Genomic DNA, 26,915 nt, shown 5'->3' with positions numbered 1-26,915 from the left:
TCACTCCACAAACAGGGTCGCGGGTTGTTCGAGCAGACCACGAATGGCCTGGATGAAGAGCGCCGCGTCCATGCCGTCGACCACGCGGTGATCGAAGGAGCTGGAGAGGTTCATCATCTTGCGGATCACCACCTGGCCTTTGACGACCATCGGGCGTTCGACGATTTTGTTCACGCCGACGATGGCCACTTCCGGCAGGTTCAGCACCGGGGTGCTGACGATGCCGCCCAGGGCGCCGAGGCTGGTCAGGGTGATGGTCGAGCCGGACAGTTCATCGCGGCTGGCCTTGCCATTGCGGGCGGCAGTGGCCAGGCGGGAGATTTCCGCCGCGCTGTCCCACAGGCTGCGCGCTTCGGCGTGACGTACCACCGGCACCATCAGGCCGACATCGCTTTGGGTGGCGACGCCGACATGCACCGCGCCGAGGCGGGTGATGACCTGGGCTTCGTCGTCGTAACGGGCGTTCATCTGCGGGAAGTCGCGCAGGGCGACGACCAGTGCACGCACCAGGAACGGCAGCAAGGTCAGCTTGCCACGGCTGGCGCCGTGTTTTTCGTTCAGGTGGGCGCGCAGTTCTTCAATCGCGGTGACGTCGATTTCCTCGACATAACTGAAGTGCGCGGCGCGCTGAGTGGCGTCCTGCATGCGCTGGGCAATCTTGCGGCGCATGCCGATAACCTGAATCTGTTCTTCATCGTGACGCTGAGCGTACGCGGCGGCGACCGGCGCCGAAGCGTTCGATTGACCTTGGGCCAGATAAGCTTCGAGGTCTTCATGCAGTACGCGACCGGCCGGGCCGGAGCCTCGTACCAGACGCAATTGAATGCCCAGATCCAGCGCGTGTTTGCGCACGGCCGGCGAGGCCAGCGGACGCTCATCGGCTTCTCGGGCAACCATCGGGCCCTGGCAAACCGGAGCGGTACGCGGCGCGGCGGGTTTGCTTTCAACGACCGCTTCAACTTTGGGTGCGACAGGTGCTTCCTTCGCTGCAACAGGCGCCGGTTTGTCGGACTCTTTCAGATTACCCGCACCTTCAACCTCGATGCTGATCAGCACACTGCCGACCGCCATCACTTCGCCCGGCTGACCGCCGAGCGCAATCACCTTGCCGTGTACCGGCGACGGAATATCCACCATCGCCTTGTCGGTCATCACATCCGCCAGCACCTGGTCTTCAACGACCAGATCGCCGACCTTGACGTGCCACTGCGACAGTTCTACTTCTGCGATGCCTTCGCCGATGTCCGGCATCTTGATAACGTGCGTGCCCATTCAGACCTCCATGACCCGTTTCAGCGCCGCGCCCACTCGGGACGGCCCAGGGAAATACGCCCACTCTTGCGCGTGCGGATAGGGGGTGTCCCAACCGGTGACGCGTTCGATCGGCGCTTCCAGGTGATGGAAGCAATGCTCTTGCACCAGCGACACCAGTTCGGCGCCGAAACCGCAGGTACGGGTGGCTTCGTGAACCACGACGCAGCGGCCGGTTTTCTTCACGGATTTGACGATGGTTTCCAGGTCCAGCGGCCACAGGCTGCGCAGGTCGATGACTTCAGCGTCCACGCCGCTTTCTTCGGCGGCGACCTGCGACACGTACACGGTGGTGCCGTAGGTCAGCACGGTGACGTCCTTGCCCGGACGGGCGATGGCGGCAACGTCCAGCGGCACGGTGTAGTAGCCGTCCGGGACTTGTGCGGCCGGGTGTTTCGACCAAGGCGTTACCGGGCGTTCGTGGTGGCCGTCGAACGGGCCGTTGTACAGGCGTTTCGGCTCCAGGAAGATTACCGGGTCATCGTTTTCGATGGAGGCGATCAGCAGGCCCTTGGCGTCATACGGGTTGGACGGCATGACGGTACGCAGGCCGCAGACCTGGGTAAACAGGGCTTCGATACTCTGGCTGTGGGTCTGGCCACCGTAGATGCCGCCACCGCAAGGCATGCGCAGGGTCATCGGCGCGGTGAATTCGCCGGCGGAGCGATAACGCAGGCGAGCCGCCTCGGAAATGATCTGGTCGTAGGCCGGGTAGACGTAGTCGGCGAACTGGATTTCCACCACCGGGCGCAGGCCGTAGGCACCCATGCCCACGGCGGTCCCGACGATGCCGCTCTCGGAGATCGGTGCGTCGAAAACCCGCGAGGTGCCGTACTTGGCCTGCAGGCCTTCGGTGCAACGGAACACGCCGCCGAAATAGCCGACGTCCTGGCCGAACACCACCACATTGTCGTCACGCTCAAGCATCACATCCATGGCCGAGCGCAGGGCCTGGATCATGGTCATGGTGGTCGTGGTCATGGCGGTTTCCAACTGAATATTGTTGTTGTGGTCGTTCATGTCAGATCCCCAACTGCTGACGCTGGCGCTTCAAGTGCTCCGGCATCTCTTTGTAGACGTCTTCGAACATGGTCGCGGCGCTTGGAATCTGGCCGCCGGCGAGGGTGCCGTACTGTTCGGCCTGTTTCTGTGCGGTGATCACTTCGGCTTCGAGCTCGGCGCTGACGGCAGCGTGCTCTTCTTCCGACCAGTGGCCGACCTTGATCAGGTGCTGTTTCAGGCGGGCGATCGGGTCGCCCAGCGGGAAGTGGCTCCAGTCGTCGGCAGGACGGTATTTGGACGGATCGTCGGAGGTCGAGTGCGGACCGGCACGGTAGGTGACCCATTCGATCATGGTCGGGCCGAGGCCGCGGCGGGCGCGTTCGGCAGCCCAGGCGGAGGCGGCGTAGACCGCGTAGAAGTCGTTGCCGTCGACGCGCAGGGAAGCGATGCCGCAACCGACGCCGCGTCCGGCGAAGGTGGTGGCTTCACCACCGGCGATGGCCTGGAAGGTCGAAATCGCCCACTGGTTGTTAACGACGTTGAGGATCACTGGCGCGCGGTAAACGTGGGCGAAGGTGAGGGCGGTGTGGAAGTCCGATTCGGCGGTGGCGCCGTCACCGATCCAGGCCGAGGCGATTTTGGTGTCGCCCTTGATTGCCGAAGCCATGCCCCAGCCCACGCCCTGGATGAACTGGGTGGCGAGGTTGCCGGAAATGGTGAAGAAACCCGCGTCCTTGACCGAGTACATGATCGGCAGTTGACGCCCCTTGAGCGGGTCGCGCTCGTTGGACAGCAGTTGGCAGATCAGGTCGACCAGCGGTACGTCGCGGGCCATCAGGATGCTTTGCTGGCGGTAGGTCGGGAAGCACATGTCGTCGGTGTTCAAGGCCAGGGCCTGGGCACTGCCGATGGCTTCTTCGCCGAGGCTCTGCATGTAGAACGACATTTTTTTCTGACGCTGGGCGACCACCATACGGTTGTCGTAGATCCGGGTCTTGAGCATGGCGCGCATGCCTTTGCGCAGGATCTCGACCGGCACGTTCTCGGCCCAAGGGCCAAGGGCATTGCCCTGGTCGTCGAGCACACGGATCAGACCACGGGCCAGGTCGGCAGTGTCGGCGGGTTCAACGTCGATGGAAGGTTTGCGCACCGTGCCGGCATCGGTCAGATGCAGGTAGGAGAAGTCGGTTTTGCAGCCTGGGCGGCCCGAAGGTTCAGGGACGTGCAGACGCAGCGGTTCATACGCTTGGGTCATGGCTTCTACGCTCGATCTTGTGAATTTCTTGTAGTGAGCTGGCAGTCATTCTTCGATAAAAGAAATCTTGTCCTACAACAATCATAGGCCCGGGCAAGAAGAATATTTCTCTCTGTTTCGTTGCGCTGGAGATCATTTGCAGATAGAAAATCTGCATAAACATAAAAAACAGGTGGTTTTGTCTCATGCGCAAACTGGACCGTACCGACATCGGCATTCTCAACAGCCTTCAGGAGAATGCGCGCATCACCAATGCCGACCTGGCCCGTTCGGTCAATCTGTCGCCGACACCGTGCTTCAACCGGGTCAAGGCGATGGAAGAACTGGGGCTGATCCGTGAGCAGGTGACCCTGCTCGATGCCGATCTGCTGGGGCTGCACGTGAACGTGTTCATTCACGTGAGCCTGGAGAAACAGGTGGAGGAAGCGCTGCAGCATTTCGAAGAAGCGATTTCCGACCGCCCGGAAGTCATGGAGTGCTACCTGATGGCCGGCGACCCGGACTATCTGATCCGGGTGCTGGTGCCGACCATTCAGTCCCTTGAGCGCTTCATGATGGATTTTCTGACCAAGGTGCCGGGCGTGGCCAACATCCGCTCAAGCTTCGCGCTCAAGCAGGTGCGCTACAAGACAGCTCTGCCGTTGCCAGCAAACGGTCTGACCCTCGGCAACTGACCGCTGACCGGGTTACAGGTAGTCATAGCGATAATTCAGCTCCGTCGTGTGGATTGCCTGCCCGACCGTGAATGTTTGTTCCCAGGGGGCGGGTTCATTCTCCGGGTGGAAGACCAGCGCAGTTTCATTCATTGCATCGGGATCGCCTTCACTGGACGTGAATGCCGGGAGGCGCGGATGTTGATGCTTCCAGCGTTCCCACAGCAGATCCATGTAGCAGTGATGCAGGAAGAAGACCGGATCGTTCGGGGAGGCCGCGTGCAGCATGTTGCCGCCCACCCAGGCGTGAACCGGGTTGTGCAGCTCTCTTTCCGCCACGTTTTCCCAACCCGCCGGCTCCAGCCAGTAGGGCGTCCTGTTGAGGGCAGAGATGACGGCGTCTTCCGACGGCAAGGCGCCTTCTGCACCCAGGTTTCGAAGCAGGCCGGTGTTTCCCGGCGCCTCGTCCCATACAGTGATCTCGAACCGGGACTGCTCCCGGGAAAACGGGCCGGTGGTGACGCGCTGCTCCAGCGTATTGTCGCCGTTTCCCCCCATGAAGTCGGAGGTGAAGGGGTTGTCGGCACCACTGAGTTGCCAGTTCCAGTAGGGCAAGGTGATGCCCGGATTGTTGGCAGCGGCCTGCAGGGCCAGCTCGAACTGGCGAATCAGAATCCGGTGCCAGGGAAAGAACAAGGGACTGCCGTGCGGATTGGGGACCAGCGGGTTGCCCCGTCCCATCGAATTCTTGTGGATCTGGACAAAGTCGTCGTAGCGGTTCTGCTGGCCGGGCCGCAGCACGCTGTCGACATTGTTTTTCAGCCTCAGAACCGCGTCGATGAAAGCGGATTTCTCATCCCGGGACAGATCCCGGTGGTTGCGGCGAATATCCATATTGCCAAAACTCCATTGGTTGATTGCCCAATGAAGTCTGCCTGCTGGCCGGAATTAAACCAGTTCATGGTTATCGACGCGTGATGTGGGAAAAACTTCCTCCATCACGCCCTGTGCAGTTTTTTCTTATAACGCATTGATCGGAATCTTCAGGTACGTCACGCCATTGCCTTCCGCCGGCGGCAGATTTCCGGCCCGCACATTGACCTGGATCGCCGGCAGCAACAGCGTCGGCATTCCCAACCCGGCATCACGTTTGGTGCGCATCTCGACAAAAGCGTTTTCGTCGATACCGTCATGCACATGGATATTGCTTTTGCGTTGTTCGCCGACAGTGGTCTGGCACTGCGAGGCGCGACCTTGCGGCGGGTAGTCGTGACAGACGTAAAGCTTCACGCTGGCGGGGAAGGCCAGCAGTTTATGGATCGAATGGAACAGTTGATGCGCGTTGCCGCCAGGGAAATCGCAGCGGGCGGTGCCGACGTCGGGCATGAACAGCGTGTCGCCGACCAGGATCTGTTCGCCATCGATCAGGTAGGCCATGTCCGCCGGGGTGTGACCGGGGACGTGCAGGGCGGTTGCCTTGAGGTTGCCGATCCTGAACGACTCGTTCGGCGCAAACAGATGATCGAACTGCGAGCCGTCGACACGAAATTCCGGCTCCAGATTGAACAGCGCCTTGAACACGTTCTGCACTTTGCTGATCGATTCGCCGATGGCGATCTTGCCGCCCAATTCACGACGCAGATAAGGGGCGGCGGACAGGTGATCGGCGTGGGCGTGGGTTTCCAGCAGCCACTGCACTTGCAGACGGTGGGTGCGAACGAAGGCAATGATTTTGTCTGCCTGGGCCGTGCAGGTGCGGCCGGCGGCGCCGTCGTAGTCGAGCACCGGATCGACGATCGCGCACTGTCCGCCATCGGCCTCGTAGACCACGTAGCTGTAGGTCGAGGAGGCAGGGTCGAGGAAAGCTTCAATCAGCGCGGGCATGGACAGGGTCCTGTGCAGGAAGGTGGAAAGTCAGGGTTGCAACACTTTATGTAAACACATAATGTCCGCAGCTTAAGTGACGTTGAAGGCATCCTGCAAATGCAATCCAGTCTGACCGAATGTGAAGTCGCCCAACTGCGGGCCTCGGCCTCCAAGGCCTGTTCGCTGCTCAAGGCCCTGGCCAATGAGGACCGGCTGCTGATCCTGTGCCAGCTGACCCAGGGTGAACGCAACGTCGGCGAGCTGGAGAAAATGACCGGCGTGCGTCAGCCGACCCTGTCCCAGCAATTGGGCATCCTGCGCGATGAAGGGCTGGTCGCGACCCGACGTGAAGGCAAGTACATTTTTTACGGCCTCGCCAGTCATGAAGTCATCCAGGTGATGAAAACCCTGTCCGGACTCTACTGCGGAGCCGTGCTCAAAAGCTGGGCGCAATAGACCCGGCTATCCTTGCGTGCAGCAATAAGGAACAAGCAATGAACGATCAACACTGGGGCCCATCCATCAGTGCAGACATCGTGGTCATCGGCGGCGGCACCGCCGGCATCGGTTTTGTCGCCAGTCTGCTCAAGCGTGATCCGCACCTGAAAGTGACGGTGATCGAGCCGAGTGCCCAGCATTACTACCAACCGGCGTGGACGCTGGTCGGCGGTGGTGCCTACGACGCCAAAGACACCGCCCGACCGATGAACAAGGTGATGCCGCGTCAGGCGACCTGGATTCAAGCGGCGGTGACGGCCGTCGATCCCGGCAAACGCCAGCTCACCCTCAACGATCAACGCACCGTCAGCTACCAGAACCTGATTGTCTGCCCCGGCCTGCGTCTGGCCTGGGAGAAGATCGAAGGCTTGCAGGAAAACCTCGGCCAGCACGGCGTGACGTCCAACTACAGCTATCAGCACGCGCAATACACCTGGGATCAGGTGCAGAAACTGCGCGGCGGCAAGGCGCTGTTCACCCAGCCGGCAATGCCGATCAAATGCGCAGGCGCCCCGCAAAAGGCGCTGTACCTGTCCTGCGATCACTGGCTCAAGAACGGCGTATTGAACAAGGTCGAGGTTGAATTCAACCTGGCCGGCGCGGCGCTGTTCGGCGTGGCGACGTTCGTGCCGCCGCTAATGAAATACATCGAAAAGTACAATGCCCGTCTGGCGTTCAACGCCAATCTGGTGAAGGTCGACGGCCCGGCGAAAACCGCCTGGTTCGAGGTCAAGGATGCCGACGGCAACGTCACTCAGGTAGCCAAGACCTTCGATCTGCTGCACGTCGTGCCGCCACAGGTTTCCCCGGACTTCATCGCTCAAAGTCCGCTGGCCGACGCCGCCGGCTGGTGCGAGGTCAACCCGCACAGCCTGCAACATCCGCGTTACCCGGAGGTGTTTGCGCTCGGCGATATCTGCAACACCACCAACGCGAAAACCGCTGCTGCCGTGCGCAAGCAGGTCGTGGTGGTCGCCGAGAACCTGCTGGCCCAGCGCAAGTCTCTGGCGTTGCCGTTGAAGTACGACGGCTACGGCTCCTGCCCGCTGACGGTGGAGAAGGGCAAGGTGATCCTCGCCGAGTTCGGCTATGGCGGCAAGTTGCTGCCGACCTTTCCCCTCGATCCGACCGTGCCACGGCGTTCCGCGTGGTGGCTGAAGGCGTCCCTGCTGCCGTGGTTCTACTGGAACGGCATGCTCAAGGGCCGCGAGTGGCTGACTGGTGTGTCCAAAGTCGACTGAGAACTCCCTATGTTGCTGGCAAGTCTGTTTGGCGTGGTGATGGGATTGATCCTCGGGCTGACCGGGGCCGGCGGCGGGATTCTCGCGGTGCCGGCGTTGGTACTCGGTCTGGGCTGGACGATGACGCAAGCGGCGCCGGTGGCATTGTTTGCCGTGGGCAGTGCGGCGGCAGTCGGGGCCATCGATGGTTTGCGTCATGGACTGGTGCGCTACCGCGCGGCGCTGTTGATCGCGGCGCTCGGGGCGGTGTTTTCGCCGCTGGGCATCTACTTCGCGCACCAGTTGCCGGAGAAGGTCCTGATGATCCTCTTCAGCCTGCTGATGGTCATGGTGGCCTGGCGCATGCTGCGTCGCGAACGCCAGCAAGAGGGACCGAGCGATCATGGCCACGCCAGTTGGGGCCAGAAAAACTGCATGCTCAATGAACAGACCGGCCGCTTCGACTGGACTGCCAAATGCACCGCAACCCTCGCGGCGCTGGGTGCGGTCACCGGCGTAGTGTCCGGGTTGTTGGGGGTTGGCGGCGGGTTCCTGATCGTGCCGGCCTTCAAGCAACTGACCGATGTGCAGATGCGCGGCATCGTCGCCACGTCGCTGATGGTGATCAGCCTGATTTCCGCCATCGGCGTGATCGGTGCGTTTCATGCCGGGGTGCGGATCGATCATTTGGGCGCGGCGTTTATCGTGGCCAGCATTGTCGGCATGATCATCGGGCGTAAACTTTGCGCGCGAGTACCGGCGAGGACATTGCAGGTGGGATTCGCCAGTGTGTGCCTGGTGGTCGCGGTTTATATGCTGCTGCGGGCTTGAGTCGTTAAAGAGAAAATCGCAGCCTTGGCTGCGATTTTTTTTGTCACTGGTTGTACGCCGCCTCGGTGTTGTCGATCAGCGGGTTTTTCTCGGTCAGCACCACTTGGGCAATCTGATCCTTGCGCATGAATGTCACCTTCGGATGGGATTGCGCATAGCGGATAAAGCGCTCCATCGCCTCGACCATCGCCGGCGTGCCGCCGATACGGTCGTGCAGACTCACCGACATCATCCGCCGCTTGCTCGCACCTTCGGCGTAGAGGCGATCGAATTCCAGCACCAGCTGCTGATAAAACTGCTCGGCGGAGAAATGCCTGCCTTCGATCAGCACAATGTCGTTGTTGCGCAGGGTGTAGGGCACCACGGCGAATTTGCGCCCGCGAGCCATGGTCACGAAGGGTTCATCGCGGCTGACATCGTCGATGTGGTAAGTGAAATTCAGATCCTGCAGCACCTTCAGCGTGTTGGGGCTGCGCCGCAGCCAGTTGGCGTTGTAGCCCACCGAGCGCTGGCCGGTGATTTTCTCCACCGCCGCGACGCCATCACCGATGAACTGTTTTTCCTGGGCGTAGTTCATGTTGTACGAATCGGCCCAGCGCATGCCGTGGGCCGCCAGTTCATGGCCGCGCTCGGCAATCGCCCTGGCCAGCTCCGGGTGCTTGAGCGCCGCTTCGCCGACCACGTGGGAGGTGACTTTGATGCCGGTGCGATCCCACAGATCGAGCATGCGCCACAGACCTTCCTTGTAGCCGTAATCGAACCAGGTCTGCGCCGGCAAGTCCGGATAGCCTTTGGGTAGCTGCGTGCCGGAGAACGGACTTTCCGCGCCCTCGGGCTGGCCACCGGTTTCGAATTGCATCGACACCGAAATCACCAGTTGCGAGCCATCCGGCCACGGGCGTTCCTGGGCGAAGGCGAGGGCGGGCAGCAACAGGGTGGCTGCCATCAGGTTTTTCAGCAGACGCGGGGAGCGTTGCCAGCGGGGCGTGGTCATAACGGGCACCTTGCAGGTTGAGAAGTGCGGCAAGGTTGGCATCCGCTACGCTTGGGAAAAATCCGCTGCGGGCGAGATGACCTTTAAACAAAATTTACGAATCCACCACTGACTTGTGGGAGCAAGCTCCCACAGGGATATGTGTTTGGCTGCCGTTTTGCGGCACACTCAAGCCATCACCGTACAAGGCCTTTCCATGGATCGATACGCCCCGCGCAACTGGCAGCCTCACGAGAAGCCCAGCCTGCCCGGATCCCCCTCGACGCCGCTGCACTCCAACCCCAAGCGCCTGGCCTATGCGCTGGTCGGGTTGCTGGTGGCGTTGACCGGTGGCTTGGGTAACTCGCTGGTAGTCGCCAACCTGCCTTATCTGCAAGGGGCGCTCGGGGCGACCACGGCGGAGATGGCCTGGCTGCCGGCGGCGTATGTGATGACCAACGTGTCGATGAACCTGCTGCTGGTGAAGTTTCGCCAGCAGTTCGGATTGCGGGCGTTCACCGAGGTGTTTCTGGTGCTATATGCGCTGGTGACCTTCGGCCATTTGTTCGTCAATGACCTGAATTCGGCGGTCGCCGTGCGGGCGGCCCACGGTATGGTCGGCGCGGCATTGAGCTCTCTGGGCCTGTATTACATGGTGCAGGCGTTCCCGGCCAAGTGGCGCATGAAGGCGCTGGTGCTGGGGCTTGGTACTTCACAGCTGGCCTTGCCGCTGGCGCGGCTATTTTCCGAAGATCTGCTGCAGATCGCCGAATGGCGCGGGCTGTACCTGTTCGAATTGGGCATGGCGCTGCTGTCGCTGGGTTGCGTATTGATGCTCAAGCTGCCGCCGGGTGACCGCTTCAAGACCTTTGAACCCCTCGATTTTCTGACCTTCGCGATTCTTGCCAGCGGTGTGGCCTTGCTGTGCGCGGTGCTGTCCCTGGGCCGGATCGACTGGTGGCTCGAAGCACAATGGATCGGCATTGCCCTCGCGGCATCGATCGCCCTGATCCTCGCGGGACTGGCCATCGAACACAACCGCAGCAACCCGATGCTGATGACCCGCTGGCTCGGCAGCGGAGTGATGATCCGTCTAGCGCTGGCGGTGATCCTGATTCGCATGGTGACCTCGGAGCAATCCACCGGCGCCGTGGGTTTCATGCAGAACCTGAACATGAGCAGCCAGCAGTTGCACAGCCTGTACGTGGTGATGCTGATCGGCAGCGTCGCCGGCCTGCTGACCAGTGCGCTGACCATCGACCCGAAACACCTTTTGATGCCGCTGATCGTCTCGCTGGCGTTGATGGCCACCGGTTCGATCATCGACAGCTCCTCGAACAACCTGACCCGCCCCGAGAACCTGTATTTCAGCCAGTTCCTGCTGGCGTTCGGCAGCACATTCTTCCTCGGCCCGACCATGGTCCTTGGCACCCGCAACGTGCTGACCAATCCACGCAATCTGGTGAGCTTTTCGGTGTTGTTCGGGATCTGCAACAACCTCGGTGGCCTGATCGGCGCGGCGTTGCTGGGGACGTTTCAGATCGTGCGCGAGAAGTTTCATTCCAGCCATATCGTCGAGCAACTGGTGCTGTCCGACCCGTTGGTGGCCGCCCGGGTGCAGAGTGGCGGTTCGGCGGTCGGCTCCCTGATCGCCGACCCGAGCCTGCGCAACCTGCAAGGCATTCGCAGCCTGGCCAACGCGGCCACCCGTGAGGCCAACGTACTGGCTTACAACGATGTGTTCATGCTGATCGCGGTGATCGCGATCCTCACCATGATCTGGATTTCCATCCGTGCGCTCTGGCTGATCAGCACCACCAAAGCCGTCGCTCCGACACCTTCCGTACCTTCCAGCGGTGCCACTTCTTCATGACTGAACCGACCACCACGACCACCAATGCCATTGCCGCCACGCCCGAGGGCGAGGCACCGCCGTCATCACCGAACACCGAGCCGCGCTCGTTGCGGGTGCGGATCATCTCGTCGCTGGGCTTTGCCGCGATTGCCATCGTCGGCGTGCTGATCGTGCTGTATGCGTGGCAGTTGCCGCCGTTCAGCAGTGCGGTCGAAACCACCGAAAACGCTCTGGTGCGCGGGCAGGTGACGATCATCGGTCCGCAGCTCAGCGGTTATGTCTATGAAGTGCCGGTGCAGGATTTTCAGTTCGTGAAGGCCGGGGATCTGCTGGTGCGTCTCGATGACCGGATTTATCAGCAGCGTCTCGATCAGTCGCTGGCGCAACTGGCGGTGCAGAAAGCCTCACTGGCCAACGTGGTGCAGCAACGTAACAGCGCCGAGGCGACCATCAAGTTGCGGCAGGCGGTGGTGGCCGACAGCGAGGCGCAGTTGCGTAAAAGCGAGGCTGACCTGCGCCGCAACACCGCGCTGGTCAATGACGGCTCGGTATCCAAACGCGAGATGGACGTGGCGCTGGCCGCCAACGCGCAAAGCATTGCGTCCGTAGCGCAGGCCAAGGCCAATCTGGAAATCGCCCGGCAGGATCTGCAAACGGTGATCGTCAATCGCGGTTCGCTGGAAGCCGCAGTGGCCAGTGCCGAGGCGGCGGTGCAACTGGCGCGAATCGATCTTTCCAACACCCGCATCATCGCCCCGCGTGACGGCCAGCTCGGGCAGATCGGCGTGCGCCTCGGCGCCTACGTCAATTCCGGGGCGCAACTGATGGCGCTGGTCCCGGACCAGAAGTGGGTGATCGCCAACATGAAAGAGACCCAGATGGACAACGTGCGGGTCGGGCAACCGGTGAGCTTCACCGTCGATGCGCTGAACCACCGCAAATTCACCGGCCACGTTCAGCACATCTCGCCCGGCACCGGTTCGGAGTTCGCGTTATTGCAGGCCGACAACGCCACCGGCAACTTCGTGAAGATCGCCCAGCGGGTGCCGGTGCGGGTGACCATCGATCCGGACCAACAGGAAATCGAGCGCTTGCGGCCGGGCATGTCGGTGGTGGTCAGCATCGATACGGCAAAGGGTGATACTCAGAAACACTGAGGTCAGGCCGCAATCATCGGCGGCAGGGTGCCGAGCACGGAAACCGCCGCCACCGCGCCGATCCCAAGCAGCCACTCCAGCATCACACTGCGCTTGAGGGTATCGACGCGCTGTTCGCAATCACGGATGCGCAAGCGATTGAACAGCGCCAGCCCCAGCATCCCGAGCACCAGCAAAGCCTTGATCAGCAGGATCAGGGCGAATCCCGAGAACAACGGCGTCGGCCACCACTGGCCGGTGAGGACACGCACGTTGATCAATCCGGTGATCAGCAGACCGGCAACCAGCACATAGCCGATCCCGCTGAAGCGCTGCAAGACGTAACGCACCGTTTCGCCGGATTGGCGCAGGATCATCACCAGCATCAGCAACCCGCCGAGCCAGGCGCCGACGCAGGTCAGGTGAACGACCTGATTGAGGATCAGCATCTGGCCGCTGAATCCGTCGAGCATCGCCCCGTGGCCGACCGGCGCGAGGGTCATCAGCAGCAACGCGCTCAGGCCCAGCCGCAATGGCTGGCTCGAACGCCAGGGCGTAAACAGCAACGCCAGCAACAGCGCATTGATCAGCAGATGCCAGCGCCATACCTGACCGAAAAACGTATGGCCCAGCACCAGCTCGACGGTGTCCGGGTCGAACGCCGCAGCCGCCGAACCGGCCATGCTCGCGGTGATCAGCAACGCCCAGGCAACGCCGCTGGCCAGCGCAATCGCCGTCAACCAACGAGCCAGCCGCGCCAGCTGCCGATCCAGCGCCGGCGCTTCACCCTTGAGCAGCAGCGGCCGGAACAGCCAGGCCCCGAACAGCATCAACACCACGATGAAATGCAGGAACCGGCACAGCACCAGCGCGTCGCTCATGAATTACTGGCCAACCTTGAACTGATAGGCGCCTTCGCTCTTGTGCGTGTCGACCGACACCGCGTGCCATTCGACCTTGTATTCGCCAGCGGTCAACGGTGCTTCGGGGGTGACGATCAGGGTTTTCTTGTCGCCTTCGGTGGTCAGCGGCTTGATCTTCACCGGCGCGCCGCCGTGGGTCACGGTGACTTTGGTGAAGCTGGCTTCGACGCCTTCGGAAAACACCAGGCGCAAATCCGCAGGGGCGGCGACGGTGCTGTCGGCGGCCGGGGTTTCGCTTTTCAGGTGAGCATGGGCGAACGCCTGGGAATTGACGACCAGCGAAGCCAGCAGGGCGCCGGTGGTGAGCAGTTTTTTCATCGACATGGGCAGTGTCCTTTCAGTGAAATGGCGGGCTGAGTATAGAGCGTGGATCACAAGGCTTTCAGGCGCATGTGCACGACCGGAAAGGGCCGGCCTTCACCGTCGAGTTCCGAGCGGCCAATGTCCTCGAAGCCGTAGTGCAGATAGAAGCCGTGGGCCTGGGGATTCTGTTCGTTGACGTCGACCTTCAGCAACGGGCGGCGGACATGGTCGAGCAAGCGTCGGCCGATGCCTTGGCCACGCCGGGCCGGGTCGATGAACAGCATCTGTACGGTGTCGTCGTCGGTGGCGATGAAGCCCGCCGGAGAGTTATCGGGGTTCTCGAAGACCCAGACATCCAGCGCGGGCAGGTAGGCGTCACGCACCAGCGGGAACAGTCGGTGAATGTCGTCTTCCGGAAGAAAATCGTGGGTGGCGCGGACGGAACGTTCCCACAGGTCGGCAAGTTGCTGATCGTCCGCGGCAATACGTTTGCGAATGGTCATGGACAAGATCCTTCAGTGTCTGACAGGGAGAAGGGGGGCGATCCTAAACCAGAAAAAAGCCCAAGTGTGTGAAGAATCGTTCTCGCCTGTCGCCCCTTGCCCAGAGCGGATGCTAGTCTTCAACAACGTTGTCTTCAGGGAGCCCTCATGGGCAATCACAAGATCGAAATCCGCCGCACCAACGTCGACAAGATCCTGCTGGCGGCGGAAAAAGTCTTCGCCGAAAAAGGCTTCGGCGGCACCGCCATGGCCGACATCGCCGCCGAAGTGCAGCTGCCTCGCTCCAACCTGCATTACTACTTTTCAACCAAGAGCGAGCTGTACAGCGCCGTGCTGTTCGACCTGCTGGAAGTGTGGAAGCAGGACGCGCTGTGCTTCGAGATGTTCGACGATCCGCGGGTGGTGCTCAGCAGCTACATCCGCGCCAAGATGAACCACTCGCGCAGCCGGCCCTACGGCTCGAAAGTCTGGGCCAACGAAATCATCCACGGTGCCCCGACCCTGGGCGAGGCGCTGGATGTCAGCCTGTACGACTGGGCCAAGATGAAAGAGGCGAAGATTCGTCAGTGGGTGGAGGACAAGCGGATTCTGCCGGTGGAACCGTCGAGCCTGCTGTACATGATCTGGGCGTCGACCCAGCATTACGCTGACTTCGATCATCAGGTGAATATTTTGAATGAGCATCAGCCGTTGTCGGACATGCAGTTCGAGCGGGCGGTGCAGACGGTGACTAGCGTGATTCTGCGGGGGATAGGGTTGGAGCCATGAGGCAAGGGTGTGGCTGCCGGCCTCATCGCTAGCAGGCTAGCTCCCACAGGGAATTGCATTCCAACAGTGGGAGCTAGCCTGCTAGCGATGGCGGTGGTTCAGGCAACTACATGGTAGGGATTCCTCGGATCATGATTCCAGTCCAGAAACGGCTTGCCCGTTTCCATCGGCACCATCTCGATACAGTCCGCCACCGGGCAGGTGATCTGACACAGATTGCACCCCACACACTCATCATCGATCACTTCATATTTATGCGTGCCATCGGGCTGTTTCAGGCTGCTGATCGCCTGGTGTGACGTGTCTTCGCAGGCAATGTGGCAACGCCCGCAACCGATGCACGCCTCCTGATCGATCTTCGCAATCACCTGATAGTTGATGTCCAGGTACTTCCAGTCGGTGGTATTGCCCACCGCACGCCCGGAAAACTCGGCGATGCTGGCGTAACCCTGACTGTCCATCCACCGCGACAAACCGTCCTTCATCTCATCGACAATCCGGAAGCCATGCAGCATCGCCGCCGTGCACACCTGCACCGCGCCGCTGCCTAGAGCCATGAACTCCGCCGCGTCGCGCCAGCTTCCGATGCCGCCAATGCCGCAAATCGGCAGGCCCTGGGTCTGCGGATCACGGGCGATCTCCGCGACCATGTTCAGTGCAATCGGTTTGACCGCCGAGCCGCAATAGCCGCCGTGGGTACTTTTGCTGCCGACGGTGGGCAGGGCGACCATGTGTTCGAGGTCGACGCTGGTGATCGAATTGATGGTGTTGATCAGCGACACCGCATCGGCGCCACCTCGATGCGCGGCGCGGGCGGCGACGCGGATGTCGGTGATGTTCGGCGTCAGCTTGACGATCACCGGTAGCGAGCAATAAGTCTTGCACCAGCGCGTGACCTGCTCGACATACTCCGGCACCTGACCGACCGCCGCGCCCATGCCGCGTTCGGGCATGCCGTGGGGGCAGCCGAAATTCAGCTCGATGCCGTCGGCGCCGGTGGCTTCCACCAGCGGCAGGATGTGTTTCCACGACTCCTCGACGCACGGCACCATCAGCGACACGATCAGCGCGCGATCCGGCCAGTCCTTCTTCACCTGAGTGATTTCCCGCAGGTTGATTTCCAGCGAGCGGTCGGTGATCAGTTCGATGTTGTTGATGCCCAGCACTTCGCGGTTGTTGCCGTAATGCGCCGAGTAGCGTGAGGACACGTTGACCGCCGCCGGGTCTTCACCCAGGGTTTTCCAGACCACACCGCCCCAGCCGGCCTCGAAGGCGCGCACCACGTTGTAGGCCTTGTCGGTCGGCGGCGCGGAGGCCAGCCAGAACGGGTTGGGGGCTTTGATACCGGCGAAGACAATCGAGAGATCGGCCATTTACGCAGCCTCCACGTTGAGCATCAGTTGAGCGTTGATCGCCTCGGCGGCGCGCTTGCCGTGTTGCACCGCTTGCACGGTCAGGTCCTGATCGAGGCTGGTGCAGTCGCCGCCGGCAAACACGCCGGGGATGCTGGTACGCAGGTTTTCATCGACCTGAATCCGTTCGCCCTGACGCTTGAGTTCGCGGGCCAGTGGGTCGGCGAGGGCGCTGCCATCGAAGGCCTGGCCGATGGCTTTGAAGATCGCATCGGCCGCCAGCTCGAAGGTCTCGCCCGTGGTTTGCAGGCGACCTTCCACCAGATGCGTGCGGGCGAAGCGCATGCCGCGCACCTTGCCCTGAGCGTCGAGCAGCACTTCGTCCGGTTGTGCCCAGGTCAGCAGCCGCACCTGATTGGCCTTGGCGATGTCCTGTTCGTGGCCGGTTGCGCCCATGTCCGCCGCGCCACGGCGATAGACCAGATTGACGTCGCGGGCGCCGAGGCGAGCCATTTGCACGGCCATGTCGATGGCGGTGTTGCCGGCGCCGAGGACGATGCAGTGCTCGGCCAGCGGCAGTTGCGACAGGTCATCGGCCTGGCGCAGTTCGCGGATGTAATCGGTGGCGGCGAGCAGGCCGGGGGCGTCTTCGTGGGCCAGGCCGAGTTGTTTGCTGGCGTTGAGACCGAGGCCGAGGAACACCGCGTCGAACTGCTGATGCAGTTCGCTCAAGGTCAGATTTTCACCGAGTTTCTGCCCGTGGCGGATTTCGATGCCGCCGATTTGCAGGAGGAAATCCAGCTCCTTCTGTGCGTAGTCGTCCACCAGTTTGTACTTGGCGATCCCGTATTCGTTGAGCCCGCCAGCCTTTTCCCGCGCCTCGAAAATCACCACGTCATGCCCGTGCATGGCGCTGCGGTGGGCGCAGGACAGACCCGCCGGGCCGGCACCGACCACGGCAATGCGTTTGCCGGTGGCGGCGGCGCGCTGGAACGGGTGCTCGGTGAAGTGCGCGTTGTCCACGGCATAGCGTTGCAGCAGGCCGATCAGCACGGGCGCGCATTCGTGGGCGTTGTTGCGCACGCAGGCTTGCTGGCAAAGGATCTCGGTCGGGCAGACCCGGGCGCAACTGCCGCCGAGGATGTTCGCCGAGAGGATTTTCTGCGCCGCACCGGGCACGTTGTCCTGATGGATATTGCGGATGAACGACGGAATGTCGATCTCGCTCGGGCACGCGTTCACGCAAGGCGCGTCGTAGCAATACAGGCAGCGCGAGGCTTCCAGATGCGCCTGACGGTCGTTGAGCGGCGGCGCCAGATCGGTGAAATGGCCGGCGAGGGCGGCCGCACTTTCGTGCGGGTGCGGGAGATGGTTCAGGGTCTCGATCACGGTTTTTTGCCTCACGGTTATTTCAGGTTTTCTGCCTCTGTCGGGCAGTGGTTTGATCGTTCGGCTTGGGAACGATCAGGAGTCAGCGCTTGACGGCCACAGGTCTGTGCAACTCAGCCCGTTTGCTCAACAAGTCAAACACCGCCGGATACGCCGGCCGTTCGATATACCGGCCCGCCCCGCGCTCGGCGCGCAGGTCGCCGTCGGCCCAGACCACTTTCCCCTGGCTGACGGTATGGCTTGGCACACCGCGCACGGTCTTGCCTTCGAAGATGTTGAAGTCCACCTGCTGGTGGTGGGTCTTGGCGGAGATGGTGCGGGTGCCTTGCGGGTCCCACAGCACCAGATCGGCATCGGCGCCGACGCGGATTGCGCCTTTGCGTGGGTAGAGATTGAAGATTTTCGCGGTGTGGGTGGAGGTGAGGGCGACGAAGTCCTGCATCGACAACCGTCCGGTGTTCACCCCTTCATCCCACAACACCGCCATGCGGTCTTCGATGCCGGCGGTGCCGTTGGGGATCTTGCTGAAGTCGTCGCGCCCGGCGGCTTTCTGCTCGGCGCAGAAACAGCAATGGTCGGTAGCTGTGGTGTGCAGATTGCCGCTCTGCAAGCCATGCCACAGCGCATCCTGATGCCCGCGCGGACGGAACGGCGGGCTCATCACGTAGCCGGCGGCGGTCTGCCAGTCCGGGTGCTGGTAGACGCTGTCGTCCAGCAGCAGATGCCCGGCCAGCACTTCGCCGTAGACCGGTTGGCCCTTGCTGCGGGCGTAGGTGATTTCGTCGAGGGCTTCCTTGGTCGAGACGTGCACCAGGTACAGCGGCGTGCCGATGGTTTCAGCGATACGGATCGCCCGGCTCGCCGCTTCGCCTTCGACCTGCGAGGGCCGCGACAGCGGATGGGCTTCCGGCCCGGTGATGCCCTGGGCCATCAACTTGCGCTGCAGGTGATAGACCAGCTCGCCGTTTTCCGCGTGCACGGTCGGTACCGCGCCGAGTTCCAGGCAGCGTTCGAAGCTCGCGACCAGCGTGTCGTCGGCGGCCATGATCGCGTTTTTGTAGGCCATGAAATGCTTGAAGCTGTTGATCCCGTGATGGCTGACCAGCTCGGCCATTTCCTCGCGGACCTGCTCGCTCCACCAGGTGATCGCGACGTGGAAGCCATAGTCCGACGCCGACTTTTCCGCCCAGCCGCGCCACTGGTGAAAGGCTTCGAGCAGCGACTGCTGCGGATTGGGAATCACGAAATCGATGATCGAGGTGGTGCCGCCGGCCAGGCCTGCGGCGGTGCCGCTGTAGAAGTCTTCGCTGGCCACGGTGCCCATGAACGGGAGTTGCATGTGGGTGTGCGGATCGATGCCTCCGGGCATCAGGTATTGGCCGCTACCGTCAAGCACTTCAGCGCCGGCGGGAATATCCAGGTTTTCACCAATGGCTTTGATCACGCCGTCAGCGCAATAGACATCGGCGCGGTAACTTTCATCATGGGTAACAACGGTGGCGCCACGGATCAACAGAGACATTCCGAGTTCCTCGCAGGCATGACCGACTTGTGCCGGTTCTAGTGTTTTATTGTTTGCAGCGCCAAATGCGTAATCTTGTCAGCACTGTCAGGAATAGACGCTAGTCGCAGTTCTGCAATTGATCAAGATTATTTTTTATAAGCTTATGACTGTTTTAACTGACTGATAAATAACGATAAAAATCATAAATCACCAAAATGGTGAGGCACTTCACCATTTTGACGCACTTGACAGGTTGGAAATATGAGCAAGATTTCCTATGTGAAATCAGCCGCTTGAAGTTGAGCTGCGGCTGATCGCCCACGATGAAAAAAAGTGCAGTGCACCAGATTGAGTCCTGACAGTTCGGACAACTTGCCTGGCAATTAGCCTGAGTGTTCAGTCAAGTTTTCGCGGTCTCACAAGGTGAATAATTAAAACTGATAAACATCAGTAAGTTGCAGGAAATAGAAAGCACGGCCCGATGCGAAAGCGGGGCACCCGGCACGTTTATTGATGCCGCCGCTGACACCATGGCCGGTGCATGAAAGTTGTCAGTTCCTCCGGCCATCGTCCGGCTCGCACCCGCGTGTGCAGCCGTCTGATGAGCAAAAAATAATCAGAAGAAACAGTGGAGCGGCCATGCAACAGAACAGATCGCAAGTGACCGAGCGCGACGGCTTGTTCGAACTCGAAGCCGGCAGCGACGTCCTCGACAGTCCCCGTTACAACCACGACATGGCACCGACCAAGGTGCGCGAACGAACCTGGAACAAATGGCACATCACCGCCCTGTGGGTCGGCATGTCGATCTGCGTGCCGACCTACACCCTGGGCGGCGTGCTCACTGCGTATTTCGGTTTGACCGTCGGTGAGGCGCTGCTGGCGATTCTGTTCGCCAACATCATCGTGCTCATCCCGCTGACGCTGAATGCGTTTCCCGGCACCAAATACGGCATCCCGTTTCCGGTACTGCTGCGTTCGTCGTTCGGGATTCTCGGCTCCAACGTGCCGTGTCTGATCCGCGCGCTGGTGGCCTGCGGCTGGTTCGGCATCCAGACCATGTTCGGCGGGCTGGCGATCCACCTGTTTCTCGGCTCGATTTTCGAGGGCTGGAAATCCCTCGGCGGCACGGGGGAGGTGATCGGTTTCATGATCTTCTGGACGCTGAACCTGTGGGTGGTGATCCGTGGCGCCGAGTCGATCAAATGGCTGGAAACCCTGTCGGCGCCGCTGTTGGTGGCGGTCGGTATCGGGCTGCTGGTGTGGGCCATGCCCAATGTGTCGATGACCGAACTGCTGGCGATTCCGCCGAAGCGTCCCGAAGGCGCAAGCGTGGTCAGTTACTTCGCCGCCGGGCTGACGGCGATGGTCGGCTTCTGGGCCACCCTGTCGCTGAATATTCCCGACTTCAGCCGTTATGCCCGCAGCCAGAAGGATCAGATCCTCGGGCAAATTTTCGGCCTGCCGCTGACCATGTTCCTGTTCGCCGCGCTGGGTGTGGTGATGACCGCCGCGTCGGTGAAACTGGTGGGTGTCAGCGTCTCCGATCCGGTGACTTTGATCGGCCATATCCAGAGCCCGGTGTGGGTCGCGGTGGCCATGGCACTGATCATCATCGCCACGCTGTCGACCAACACCGCTGCCAACATCGTCTCGCCAACCAACGACTTCCAGAACATCGCGCCCAAGGTCATCAACCGCACCAAGGCAGTGATTCTTACCGGGTTCGTCGGCCTCGCGCTGATGGGCCATGAGTTGCTGAAAAAGCTCGGCTGGATCGTCTCCGATGTCAGCCTGGAAACCGTGTATTCGAACTGGCTGCTGGGTTATTCCAGCCTGCTCGGGCCGATTGCCGGGATCATGGTGGTGGACTATTTCCTGATCAAGAAACAACAACTGGACCTGGCCGGCCTGTATCGCGATGACGTGTACCCGGCGTGGAACTGGTCCGGGTTCATCGCGTTCGGCGTGCCGGTGGTGCTGACCCTGCTGTCGCTGGGCAGCAGCGCGTTCAGCTGGTTCTACAGCTACGGCTGGTTCACTGGCTCGGCGCTGGGCGGGTTGATCTATTACGGGTTGTGCGCGATGCGGACCAGCCCGGTCATCGTCAAATCGCCGTTGTAATTCCCATAAGAACTGCCTGAGGAGATCCCCATGAACGCAGCCGTAGACGTTCTGCAATCGACCCATCAGCACATCAACCGCGACCGCTTGTGGGCGTCGCTCATGGAACTGGCCAAACTCGGCGCCACGGTCAAGGGCGGGGTCTGTCGCCTGGCCCTGACCGATCTCGACCGTCAGGCCCGCGATATTTTCGCGCAGTGGTGCAAGGACGCCGGTTGCAGCGTCTCGGTCGATGAAGTCGGCAACATCTTCGCCCGCCGCCCCGGGCGCAATCCGAACCTTCCGCCAGTGATGACCGGCAGCCACATCGACACCCAGCCGACCGGCGGCAAATTCGACGGCTGTTTCGGCGTGCTGGCCGGGGTCGAAGTGCTGCGCACCCTCAACGACCTGGGGGTGGAAACCGAGGCGCCGCTGGAAGTGGTGGTCTGGACCAACGAAGAAGGCTCGCGCTTCGCCCCGTGCATGATGGGCTCCGGCGTGTTCGCGGAAAAGTTCACCCTCGAAGAAACCCTGGCCAAGGTCGATGCCGACGGCGTAACGGTCGGCGAAGCGCTGAACGCCATCGGCTACGCCGGGCCGCGCAAGGTCAGCGGGCACAAGGTTGGCGCCTATTTCGAGGCGCACATCGAGCAAGGCCCGATCCTGGAAGACGAACAGAAAACTATCGGCGTGGTACTCGGCGCACTGGGGCAGAAGTGGTTCGACCTGAAACTGCGCGGCGTCGAAGCCCACGCCGGCCCGACCCCGATGCACCTGCGCAAGGATGCATTGGTCGGCGCCTCGGTGATCGTCGGCGCAGTCAACCGAGCCGCCCTCGGCCATCAACCCCACGCCTGCGGTACGGTCGGTTGCCTGCAGGCCTATCCGGGTTCGCGCAACGTCATTCCCGGTGAGGTGCGCATGACCCTCGACTTTCGGCATCTGGAACCGGCACGTCTGGACTCGATGATTGCCGAGGTCAAACAGGTTATCGAAACCACCTGCGAAGAACACGGCCTGACCTACGAGTTGACTCCGACCGCCGACTTCCCGCCGCTGTACTTCGAAAAAGGCTGTGTCGAAGCGGTGCGCGGTGCCGCCAAAGGTCTGGGCCTGTCGCACATGGACATCGTCAGCGGCGCCGGCCATGACGCGATCTTCCTCGCCGAACTCGGCCCGGCCGGGATGATCTTTGTGCCATGTGAAGGCGGCATCAGCCACAACGAAATCGAAAACGCCGCGCCGGACGATCTGGCGGCGGGCTGTGCGGTGTTGTTGCGGGCGATGCTGGCGGCTTCGGCAGCGGTGGCGGGAGGACAACGGGCCGCCTGACTTCAAACTGTCATCTGTTCGTGCGACGTTGCCGCCCCGGAAAAGGAAGTCAGGGACGCGCAATGTCGCCCATCAAAGTCATCACCTCAGGCTCGGCGTATCTGGACATCGACGCCTGTGCCTGCTGCATCGCCTACGCAGAGCTGCTCAACCTGCAAGGCATTCCCGCCCGCGCTGTCAGCAGCGCAAAACCCAATGCCAGCGTTTCGAACACCGTGCTCGGCTAGGGCGCCGTTCTGGACGATTACCGTCCGACCTCCGACGATGAGTTCGTGCTGGTTGACGTCTCCGATTACCACCACTTCGACCCGATGGTCGCACTCGACCGGGTAGTGGAAGTCATCGACCATCATCCGGGGTTCGAAAACCACTGGGCGCAAAAGCTCGGATCTGCCGCCGATATCCGCCCGATCGGCGCGGCGGCGACTCAGGTTTTCCAGCGCTGGAAAACTGCCGGTTTGCTGCCGAGGATCAGCGAGCAGAGTGCCGCGCTGCTGGCCACGGCGATTCTGGATAACACGCTGAATTTCACTGGGCAGATGACCACGGCGGCGGATATCGAGGCCTATGCCGAACTCGCGCCACACGGGAAACTTACGGCGGACTGGCCCGGGCAGTACTTCCTCGAATGTCAGGCGGCCATCGAATCAGACATGTCTGCCGCATTGGCCGCCGATCTCAAACGCATGAAACCCGAGAGCCGGTTGCCCGAGGTTTTTGCGCAGATGACCGTGTGGGACGCCGATGCGTTGATCGAGAAGCATCGCAGCGAGATTTGCCGCTGGATGGACGGGCAGGGCGATGACTGGTTGCTGAACGTCATCAGCATCAGCCAACGCAAAAGTTGTTTGCTGGCCGAACCCGTGGTCAGCCAGCAGAAGTTGAGTCGTTTGCTGCCGATGGAATGGCAGGCTGGATTGGCGGTTCAAAAGCCCTCGATCTTGCGCAAGGAGCTGCTGAGCCTGGGGCTGAACGCAAACTCAGGCGAGTGAACTGATTACCCGGGATTGTCGGTTTTACTCGCCGCGCCTTTACGCCGTTCAACGCCAGTCGGGTTTCCAACGTCCAGCAATCGTCTTTCCACCATTACATTTTCAAGCGCCTGACGCTCGGCCGGCGCCATCTGGTGCTCGCGCTTTTTCAGCTCCAGCAGGATGGGGCTGGACCAGGTGCGATAGGTCTGTTCGATGAGGCGGTTGGATGTCATCAGTCTCTCCTTGATCAAGAGCCCGGTGTAGCTGGCAGGGGCTCAATCCGATGAGGTACTAACGTTAGTCGACAAAACGGGAAGGCGCTAATGCCGCCGGTGGAAGCCGACGAGACGAATCGTCGCACCGTCGCTCCCACCGGAAATGCATCAGTCGTCGACCTTCATCATCGCCTGCACGCCTTCCCACGCTTCGGCCCGCATCCGCTCGATATCCAGCCCCGGAATCACCCCGTCATCGACCACAATCCGCCCGCCCACCAGGCTGTACTTCACCGCAATCGGCTCACCCGCGACGACCGGTGCGACGGCGCTGTCGTGGAAGCCGTAGAAGCGGGGATGGTCGAGGCTGTAGATCACCAGGTCCGCTGCCTGGCCGACTTCCAGTGTGCCGACCGCGCCGAGGCCGAGCACTTGTGCGCCGCCGGCGGTGCCCCAGTGGATGACGTCTTCGGCGGTGGTGGCCGAGGCGCCCTGTTCGGCGCGGTGGATCAGCCATGCGGTATTGGCTTCGCCGACCATGCTCCCGGATTCGTTGGAGGCCACGCCGTCGACGCCGAGGGAAATGGGCACGCCGGCCTCGTACATTTGCGGGATCGGCGCAACGCCGCTGCCCAGCCGGGCGTTGCTCACCGGGCAGTGGGAGACGCCGGTGCCGGTCTGGGCGAGCATGCGGATTTCCCCCGGTTGCAGGTGCACGGCGTGGGCGAACCACACGTCCGGGCCGAGCCATTCGTGTTCGGCGACGAACTCCACCGGCAGGCAGTTGTACTTGTCGCGGCAGAAGTTCACGTAGTTCTGGGTTTCCGACAGGTGCGTGTGCAAGCGCAACCCCATGCCTCGGGCGGTGTGCGCCAGTTCACGCAGCAGCGTCGGCGGCAGCGAGAAGGTTGGCGTGGTCGGCGCCACGACCACACGGCGCAGGGCATCCGGGGTGTCCTGGTGATAGCGCGTTTTCAGCCGTTCGAGATCGCCGACCATTTGTTCCAGGGATTCCGGTTGCAACGCGGTTTTCGAGAAGCCCGGATGTGCGCTGGCAGACTCCAGCGCGCCGCCACGGCACAGCACGAAACGCAGGCCGAATTCCTCGGCAAGGTCGAACAGCAAGTCGCCGGTCTCGGTGCTGCCGTGAGCGTGGTAGAGGTAGTGGTGATCGGCGCAGGTGGTGACGCCGGACAGCAGCAGTTCGACCATCCCCAGCCGGGCGGCGATCCGCGCCAGTTGCGGGGTGAAGCGGTTCAGGCGCGGGTAGGGCACGCTGGCCAGCCAGCCTTGCAGGTCCTGATTCAAACCTTCGGGCACGGCTTTGAGCAGGTTCTGGAACAGGTGGTGGTGGGTGTTGATCCAGCCCGGATAGACCACCGAGTTGCGCGCGTCGATCACTCGCTCGCCGGGTTGTGGCTCAAGGTTGGCGGCCATTTCGGCGATGCGGCCGTTGACCACGCGGATGTCCACGGCGCCTGCCCGGGCACGGGGGCCGCGCAGGCCGGTCATCACCGCCACGGGATTTTTGATCAGGATGTTTTGAAGTCGAGTCATGGGCCGCTCCAGTCAGAGGATGTGCGAGGCGGATTTGCCGGGTGTGGTTTCTGGCACGCTGACGCCGTTGAGCGCCGCGTTGAGCAGCACCGACACCAGGCAGGCGATGACCACGCTGCTGTGCAGGAACGGCTGTGACCACTCGGGCAACTGTTTGAACAGGGTCGGGGCGAGCACCGGCACCAGGGCGGCGGCGATGGTGAAACCGACGATCAGCACGTTGTAGCGGTTGCGCTCGTAGTCGACCTTGGCCAGGGTCTGGATCCCGGCCGCCGCGACCACGCCGAACATGGCGATGCCGGCACCGCCCAGTGCGGCGGTCGGCATCGAGGCGATGATCGCCCCGGCCTTCGGCACCAAGGCAATCGAGCACATCAGCAGGCCGCTGATCGCCACCACCCAACGGCTACGCACGCCGGTCAGGATCACCAGCCCGACGTTTTCCATGAAGGCAATGAACGGGAACGCGGCGAACATCCCGGCGATGGTGCTGGCCAGGCCATTGGCGCGCAGGCCGTTGATCACCTGTTTGTCGTCCACCGGTTTGTCGACGATGTCGCCAATGGCCACAAACAGCCCCATGGACTCGACCATCTGCACGATCATCACGACGACCATGGTCGCGATGGGGATCAGGCTGAAGGTCGGCAAACCGAAATAGAACGGGTAGGGCACGGTCAGCCACGGCGCGTCCTCGACGCTGTGAAAGTTGCCCATGCCCAGACCGTAAGCCAGACCGGCACCCACCAGCATTCCCACCAGCACCGCCATGTTGCGCAGTAACGGGCTGCCATAACGGTTGACCAGCAGAATCGTCAGCAGCACCAGCACCGCCACGGCGAGAAACGCCGGGGCGCCGAAGTTGCTCGCGTTGCGCCCGCCACCGACCCATTCATAGGCAATCGGGAACAGTTGCAGACCGATCACCGTGACGATGCAACCGGTCACCACCGGCGGAAAGAATCGTCGCAAGCGGCCCACGAACGGCGCCATCAGCAGGGTGAAAATCCCCGCGCCGATCACCGCCCCGCAGACCCCGGCGAAGCCCACCTCCGGGTTGCTGCCGATGGCGATCACCGGCCCGACGCTGCTGAACGCCACGCCCTGCAGGATCGGCAGGCGCACGCCGAACTTCCAGAAACCGACGGTCTGCAACAGGGTGGCGATGCCGGAGCAGAACAGCGTGGTGCTGATCAGCACCACCGTGTCGGCGTGGGACATTTTCAGGGCACTGGCGACAATCAACGGCACGGCGATGGCGCCGATGTACGAGACGGCCATGTGCTGCAGGCCGAGGGTGAGCATCTGTCGCACTGGCAAGACGCGGTCGACGGGGTGGACGGTGGAGGAGGAACTGGCTGACGACATGGGGAATCACCTCTAGCTGTT

The 26,915-nt window shown here is 61.9% G+C and carries 24 protein-coding genes and 1 pseudogene; 10 read left to right on the top strand and 15 right to left on the bottom strand.

The genetic code is table 11. The features are described from left to right. The 3 genes from M5B98_RS05320 to M5B98_RS05310 are packed head-to-tail and all read right to left on the bottom strand — an operon-like array spanning nucleotide 1 to nucleotide 3,568. Nucleotides 1-1,272: a dihydrolipoamide acetyltransferase family protein gene (locus M5B98_RS05320; RefSeq protein WP_248742075.1), complete on the bottom strand. Its 1,272-nt coding sequence runs from the start codon at nucleotides 1,270-1,272 to the stop codon at nucleotides 1-3. Continuing rightward, a complete protein-coding gene (locus tag M5B98_RS05315; RefSeq protein WP_085711528.1) occupies nucleotides 1,273-2,331 on the bottom strand; it encodes an alpha-ketoacid dehydrogenase subunit beta in 1,059 nt (352 codons plus the stop codon). Nucleotide 2,332: 1 nt separating this feature from the next. Next, nucleotides 2,333-3,568, bottom strand: coding sequence for a 3-methyl-2-oxobutanoate dehydrogenase (2-methylpropanoyl-transferring) subunit alpha (locus tag M5B98_RS05310; RefSeq protein ID WP_248742074.1), 1,236 nt, complete (start codon nucleotides 3,566-3,568; stop codon nucleotides 2,333-2,335). A gap of 185 nt (nucleotides 3,569-3,753) precedes the next feature. On the opposite strand from M5B98_RS05310, the gene bkdR reads away from it, so the two are divergent. Further along, on the top strand, nucleotides 3,754-4,242 hold the full coding sequence (gene bkdR / locus M5B98_RS05305; RefSeq protein ID WP_007915088.1) for a Bkd operon transcriptional regulator BkdR: 489 nt from the start codon (nucleotides 3,754-3,756) through the stop codon (nucleotides 4,240-4,242). Nucleotides 4,243-4,254: 12 nt separating this feature from the next. On the opposite strand, the gene M5B98_RS05300 is transcribed toward bkdR, so the two are convergent. Together M5B98_RS05300 and M5B98_RS05295 are read right to left on the bottom strand one after the other, a co-directional pair. Beyond that, entirely contained in the window at nucleotides 4,255-5,115 is an 861-nt protein-coding gene (locus M5B98_RS05300) for a tyrosinase family protein (RefSeq protein ID WP_248742073.1), read from the bottom strand. 126 nt (nucleotides 5,116-5,241) lie between these two features. Continuing rightward, complete coding sequence (locus M5B98_RS05295) at nucleotides 5,242-6,105, bottom strand: MBL fold metallo-hydrolase (protein WP_248742072.1); 864 nt, start codon at nucleotides 6,103-6,105, stop codon at nucleotides 5,242-5,244. A gap of 99 nt (nucleotides 6,106-6,204) precedes the next feature. Between M5B98_RS05295 and M5B98_RS05290 the strand changes: the two genes are divergently transcribed. Genes M5B98_RS05290 through M5B98_RS05280 form a run of 3 tightly spaced genes read left to right on the top strand, consistent with a single transcriptional unit; the run spans nucleotide 6,205 to nucleotide 8,636 of the window. Continuing rightward, nucleotides 6,205-6,543: an ArsR/SmtB family transcription factor gene (locus M5B98_RS05290; protein WP_007952897.1), complete on the top strand. Its 339-nt coding sequence runs from the start codon at nucleotides 6,205-6,207 to the stop codon at nucleotides 6,541-6,543. 38 nt (nucleotides 6,544-6,581) lie between these two features. After that, nucleotides 6,582-7,826, top strand: coding sequence for an FAD/NAD(P)-binding oxidoreductase (locus tag M5B98_RS05285; RefSeq protein WP_248742071.1), 1,245 nt, complete (start codon nucleotides 6,582-6,584; stop codon nucleotides 7,824-7,826). 9 nt (nucleotides 7,827-7,835) lie between these two features. Beyond that, on the top strand, nucleotides 7,836-8,636 hold the full coding sequence (locus tag M5B98_RS05280) for a sulfite exporter TauE/SafE family protein (protein ID WP_248742070.1): 801 nt from the start codon (nucleotides 7,836-7,838) through the stop codon (nucleotides 8,634-8,636). Between the two features lie 43 nt (nucleotides 8,637-8,679). Here M5B98_RS05280 and M5B98_RS05275 read toward each other — a convergent pair whose 3' ends face one another. Further along, nucleotides 8,680-9,630 carry a polysaccharide deacetylase family protein gene (locus tag M5B98_RS05275; protein ID WP_248742069.1) on the bottom strand — a complete coding sequence of 317 codons (951 nt, stop codon included), beginning with the start codon at nucleotides 9,628-9,630 and terminating at the stop codon, nucleotides 8,680-8,682. Nucleotides 9,631-9,826: 196 nt separating this feature from the next. Between M5B98_RS05275 and M5B98_RS05270 the strand changes: the two genes are divergently transcribed. Further along, nucleotides 9,827-11,482 (top strand): MFS transporter, encoded by a 1,656-nt coding sequence (locus M5B98_RS05270; RefSeq protein WP_085711522.1) that lies wholly within the window; start codon nucleotides 9,827-9,829, stop codon nucleotides 11,480-11,482. After that, complete coding sequence (locus M5B98_RS05265; protein ID WP_085711521.1) at nucleotides 11,479-12,621, top strand: HlyD family secretion protein; 1,143 nt, start codon at nucleotides 11,479-11,481, stop codon at nucleotides 12,619-12,621. Before M5B98_RS05270 ends, M5B98_RS05265 begins: the two co-directional genes overlap by 4 nt. 2 nt (nucleotides 12,622-12,623) lie before the next feature. Here the strand turns inward: M5B98_RS05265 and copD are convergent, their stop codons facing one another. Genes copD through M5B98_RS05250 form a run of 3 tightly spaced genes read right to left on the bottom strand, consistent with a single transcriptional unit; the run spans nucleotide 12,624 to nucleotide 14,329 of the window. Beyond that, nucleotides 12,624-13,481, bottom strand: a complete 858-nt coding sequence (gene copD / locus M5B98_RS05260) for a copper homeostasis membrane protein CopD (protein ID WP_248742068.1) — start codon at nucleotides 13,479-13,481, stop codon at nucleotides 12,624-12,626. 3 nt (nucleotides 13,482-13,484) lie between these two features. Further along, a complete protein-coding gene (gene copC / locus M5B98_RS05255; RefSeq protein WP_248742067.1) occupies nucleotides 13,485-13,847 on the bottom strand; it encodes a copper homeostasis periplasmic binding protein CopC in 363 nt (120 codons plus the stop codon). Between the two features lie 47 nt (nucleotides 13,848-13,894). Then, nucleotides 13,895-14,329 (bottom strand): GNAT family N-acetyltransferase, encoded by a 435-nt coding sequence (locus M5B98_RS05250; RefSeq protein WP_248742066.1) that lies wholly within the window; start codon nucleotides 14,327-14,329, stop codon nucleotides 13,895-13,897. 147 nt (nucleotides 14,330-14,476) lie between these two features. Here M5B98_RS05250 and M5B98_RS05245 point away from each other — a divergent pair, with 147 nt between their 5' ends. Continuing rightward, the gene (locus M5B98_RS05245) at nucleotides 14,477-15,097 is read left to right on the top strand and encodes a TetR/AcrR family transcriptional regulator (protein ID WP_007952885.1); all 621 of its coding nucleotides are present in this window, start codon (nucleotides 14,477-14,479) and stop codon (nucleotides 15,095-15,097) included. A gap of 98 nt (nucleotides 15,098-15,195) precedes the next feature. Here the strand turns inward: M5B98_RS05245 and preA are convergent, their stop codons facing one another. The 3 genes from preA to hydA form a co-directional block, all read right to left on the bottom strand. Beyond that, nucleotides 15,196-16,470 (bottom strand): NAD-dependent dihydropyrimidine dehydrogenase subunit PreA, encoded by a 1,275-nt coding sequence (preA, locus tag M5B98_RS05240; protein ID WP_248742065.1) that lies wholly within the window; start codon nucleotides 16,468-16,470, stop codon nucleotides 15,196-15,198. Further along, entirely contained in the window at nucleotides 16,471-17,838 is a 1,368-nt protein-coding gene (locus M5B98_RS05235) for an NAD(P)-dependent oxidoreductase (RefSeq protein ID WP_248742064.1), read from the bottom strand. A gap of 82 nt (nucleotides 17,839-17,920) precedes the next feature. Continuing rightward, nucleotides 17,921-19,360 (bottom strand): dihydropyrimidinase, encoded by a 1,440-nt coding sequence (gene hydA, locus M5B98_RS05230; protein WP_248742063.1) that lies wholly within the window; start codon nucleotides 19,358-19,360, stop codon nucleotides 17,921-17,923. Nucleotides 19,361-19,981: 621 nt separating this feature from the next. On the opposite strand from hydA, the gene M5B98_RS05225 reads away from it, so the two are divergent. The 3 genes and pseudogenes from M5B98_RS05225 (at nucleotide 19,982) to M5B98_RS05215 (ending at nucleotide 23,772) form a co-directional block, all read left to right on the top strand. Continuing rightward, nucleotides 19,982-21,466, top strand: coding sequence for an NCS1 family nucleobase:cation symporter-1 (locus M5B98_RS05225; protein ID WP_248742062.1), 1,485 nt, complete (start codon nucleotides 19,982-19,984; stop codon nucleotides 21,464-21,466). A 30-nt stretch (nucleotides 21,467-21,496) separates the two neighbouring features. After that, nucleotides 21,497-22,780 carry a Zn-dependent hydrolase gene (locus M5B98_RS05220; RefSeq protein ID WP_248742061.1) on the top strand — a complete coding sequence of 428 codons (1,284 nt, stop codon included), beginning with the start codon at nucleotides 21,497-21,499 and terminating at the stop codon, nucleotides 22,778-22,780. 71 nt (nucleotides 22,781-22,851) lie between these two features. After that, nucleotides 22,852-23,772, top strand: a pseudogene (locus tag M5B98_RS05215) (DHH family phosphoesterase). Nucleotides 23,773-23,777: 5 nt separating this feature from the next. On the opposite strand, the gene M5B98_RS05210 reads toward M5B98_RS05215, so the two are convergent. From M5B98_RS05210 to M5B98_RS05200, 3 genes are all read right to left on the bottom strand, one after another. Next, nucleotides 23,778-23,987 carry a hypothetical protein gene (locus M5B98_RS05210; RefSeq protein ID WP_248742060.1) on the bottom strand — a complete coding sequence of 70 codons (210 nt, stop codon included), beginning with the start codon at nucleotides 23,985-23,987 and terminating at the stop codon, nucleotides 23,778-23,780. Nucleotides 23,988-24,137: 150 nt separating this feature from the next. Next, nucleotides 24,138-25,526 (bottom strand): amidohydrolase family protein, encoded by a 1,389-nt coding sequence (locus tag M5B98_RS05205; protein WP_248742059.1) that lies wholly within the window; start codon nucleotides 25,524-25,526, stop codon nucleotides 24,138-24,140. Nucleotides 25,527-25,538: 12 nt separating this feature from the next. Continuing rightward, the gene (locus M5B98_RS05200) at nucleotides 25,539-26,894 is read right to left on the bottom strand and encodes a nucleobase:cation symporter-2 family protein (protein WP_248742058.1); all 1,356 of its coding nucleotides are present in this window, start codon (nucleotides 26,892-26,894) and stop codon (nucleotides 25,539-25,541) included. Nucleotides 26,895-26,915: the final 21 nt, after the last annotated feature.

The sequence above is a fragment of the Pseudomonas sp. MWU12-3088 genome (assembly GCF_023242405.1).
GTDB lineage: Bacteria > Pseudomonadota > Gammaproteobacteria > Pseudomonadales > Pseudomonadaceae > Aquipseudomonas > Aquipseudomonas kribbensis.
This window is presented reverse-complemented; position numbering and strand designations above follow the sequence as displayed.

Bases quoted from the DNA above. Each gene is read 5' to 3' on its own strand.
- M5B98_RS05220 (WP_248742061.1), top strand. From the start codon at position 21,497: ATGAACGCAGCCGTAGACGTTCTGCAATCGACCCATCAGCACATCAAC.
- hydA (WP_248742063.1), bottom strand. From the start codon at position 19,360: ATGTCTCTGTTGATCCGTGGCGCCACCGTTGTTACCCATGATGAAAGT.
- M5B98_RS05290 (WP_007952897.1), top strand. From the start codon at position 6,205: ATGCAATCCAGTCTGACCGAATGTGAAGTCGCCCAACTGCGGGCCTCG.
- M5B98_RS05250 (WP_248742066.1), bottom strand. From the start codon at position 14,329: ATGACCATTCGCAAACGTATTGCCGCGGACGATCAGCAACTTGCCGAC.
- M5B98_RS05320 (WP_248742075.1), bottom strand. From the start codon at position 1,272: ATGGGCACGCACGTTATCAAGATGCCGGACATCGGCGAAGGCATCGCA.
- M5B98_RS05245 (WP_007952885.1), top strand. From the start codon at position 14,477: ATGGGCAATCACAAGATCGAAATCCGCCGCACCAACGTCGACAAGATC.
- M5B98_RS05295 (WP_248742072.1), bottom strand. From the start codon at position 6,105: ATGCCCGCGCTGATTGAAGCTTTCCTCGACCCTGCCTCCTCGACCTAC.
- M5B98_RS05225 (WP_248742062.1), top strand. From the start codon at position 19,982: ATGCAACAGAACAGATCGCAAGTGACCGAGCGCGACGGCTTGTTCGAA.
- copC (WP_248742067.1), bottom strand. From the start codon at position 13,847: ATGTCGATGAAAAAACTGCTCACCACCGGCGCCCTGCTGGCTTCGCTG.
- M5B98_RS05275 (WP_248742069.1), bottom strand. From the start codon at position 9,630: ATGACCACGCCCCGCTGGCAACGCTCCCCGCGTCTGCTGAAAAACCTG.
- M5B98_RS05210 (WP_248742060.1), bottom strand. From the start codon at position 23,987: ATGACATCCAACCGCCTCATCGAACAGACCTATCGCACCTGGTCCAGC.
- bkdR (WP_007915088.1), top strand. From the start codon at position 3,754: ATGCGCAAACTGGACCGTACCGACATCGGCATTCTCAACAGCCTTCAG.
- M5B98_RS05270 (WP_085711522.1), top strand. From the start codon at position 9,827: ATGGATCGATACGCCCCGCGCAACTGGCAGCCTCACGAGAAGCCCAGC.
- M5B98_RS05310 (WP_248742074.1), bottom strand. From the start codon at position 3,568: ATGACCCAAGCGTATGAACCGCTGCGTCTGCACGTCCCTGAACCTTCG.
- copD (WP_248742068.1), bottom strand. From the start codon at position 13,481: ATGAGCGACGCGCTGGTGCTGTGCCGGTTCCTGCATTTCATCGTGGTG.
- preA (WP_248742065.1), bottom strand. From the start codon at position 16,470: ATGGCCGATCTCTCGATTGTCTTCGCCGGTATCAAAGCCCCCAACCCG.
- M5B98_RS05285 (WP_248742071.1), top strand. From the start codon at position 6,582: ATGAACGATCAACACTGGGGCCCATCCATCAGTGCAGACATCGTGGTC.
- M5B98_RS05200 (WP_248742058.1), bottom strand. From the start codon at position 26,894: ATGTCGTCAGCCAGTTCCTCCTCCACCGTCCACCCCGTCGACCGCGTC.
- M5B98_RS05280 (WP_248742070.1), top strand. From the start codon at position 7,836: ATGTTGCTGGCAAGTCTGTTTGGCGTGGTGATGGGATTGATCCTCGGG.
- M5B98_RS05300 (WP_248742073.1), bottom strand. From the start codon at position 5,115: ATGGATATTCGCCGCAACCACCGGGATCTGTCCCGGGATGAGAAATCC.
- M5B98_RS05265 (WP_085711521.1), top strand. From the start codon at position 11,479: ATGACTGAACCGACCACCACGACCACCAATGCCATTGCCGCCACGCCC.
- M5B98_RS05315 (WP_085711528.1), bottom strand. From the start codon at position 2,331: ATGAACGACCACAACAACAATATTCAGTTGGAAACCGCCATGACCACG.
- M5B98_RS05205 (WP_248742059.1), bottom strand. From the start codon at position 25,526: ATGACTCGACTTCAAAACATCCTGATCAAAAATCCCGTGGCGGTGATG.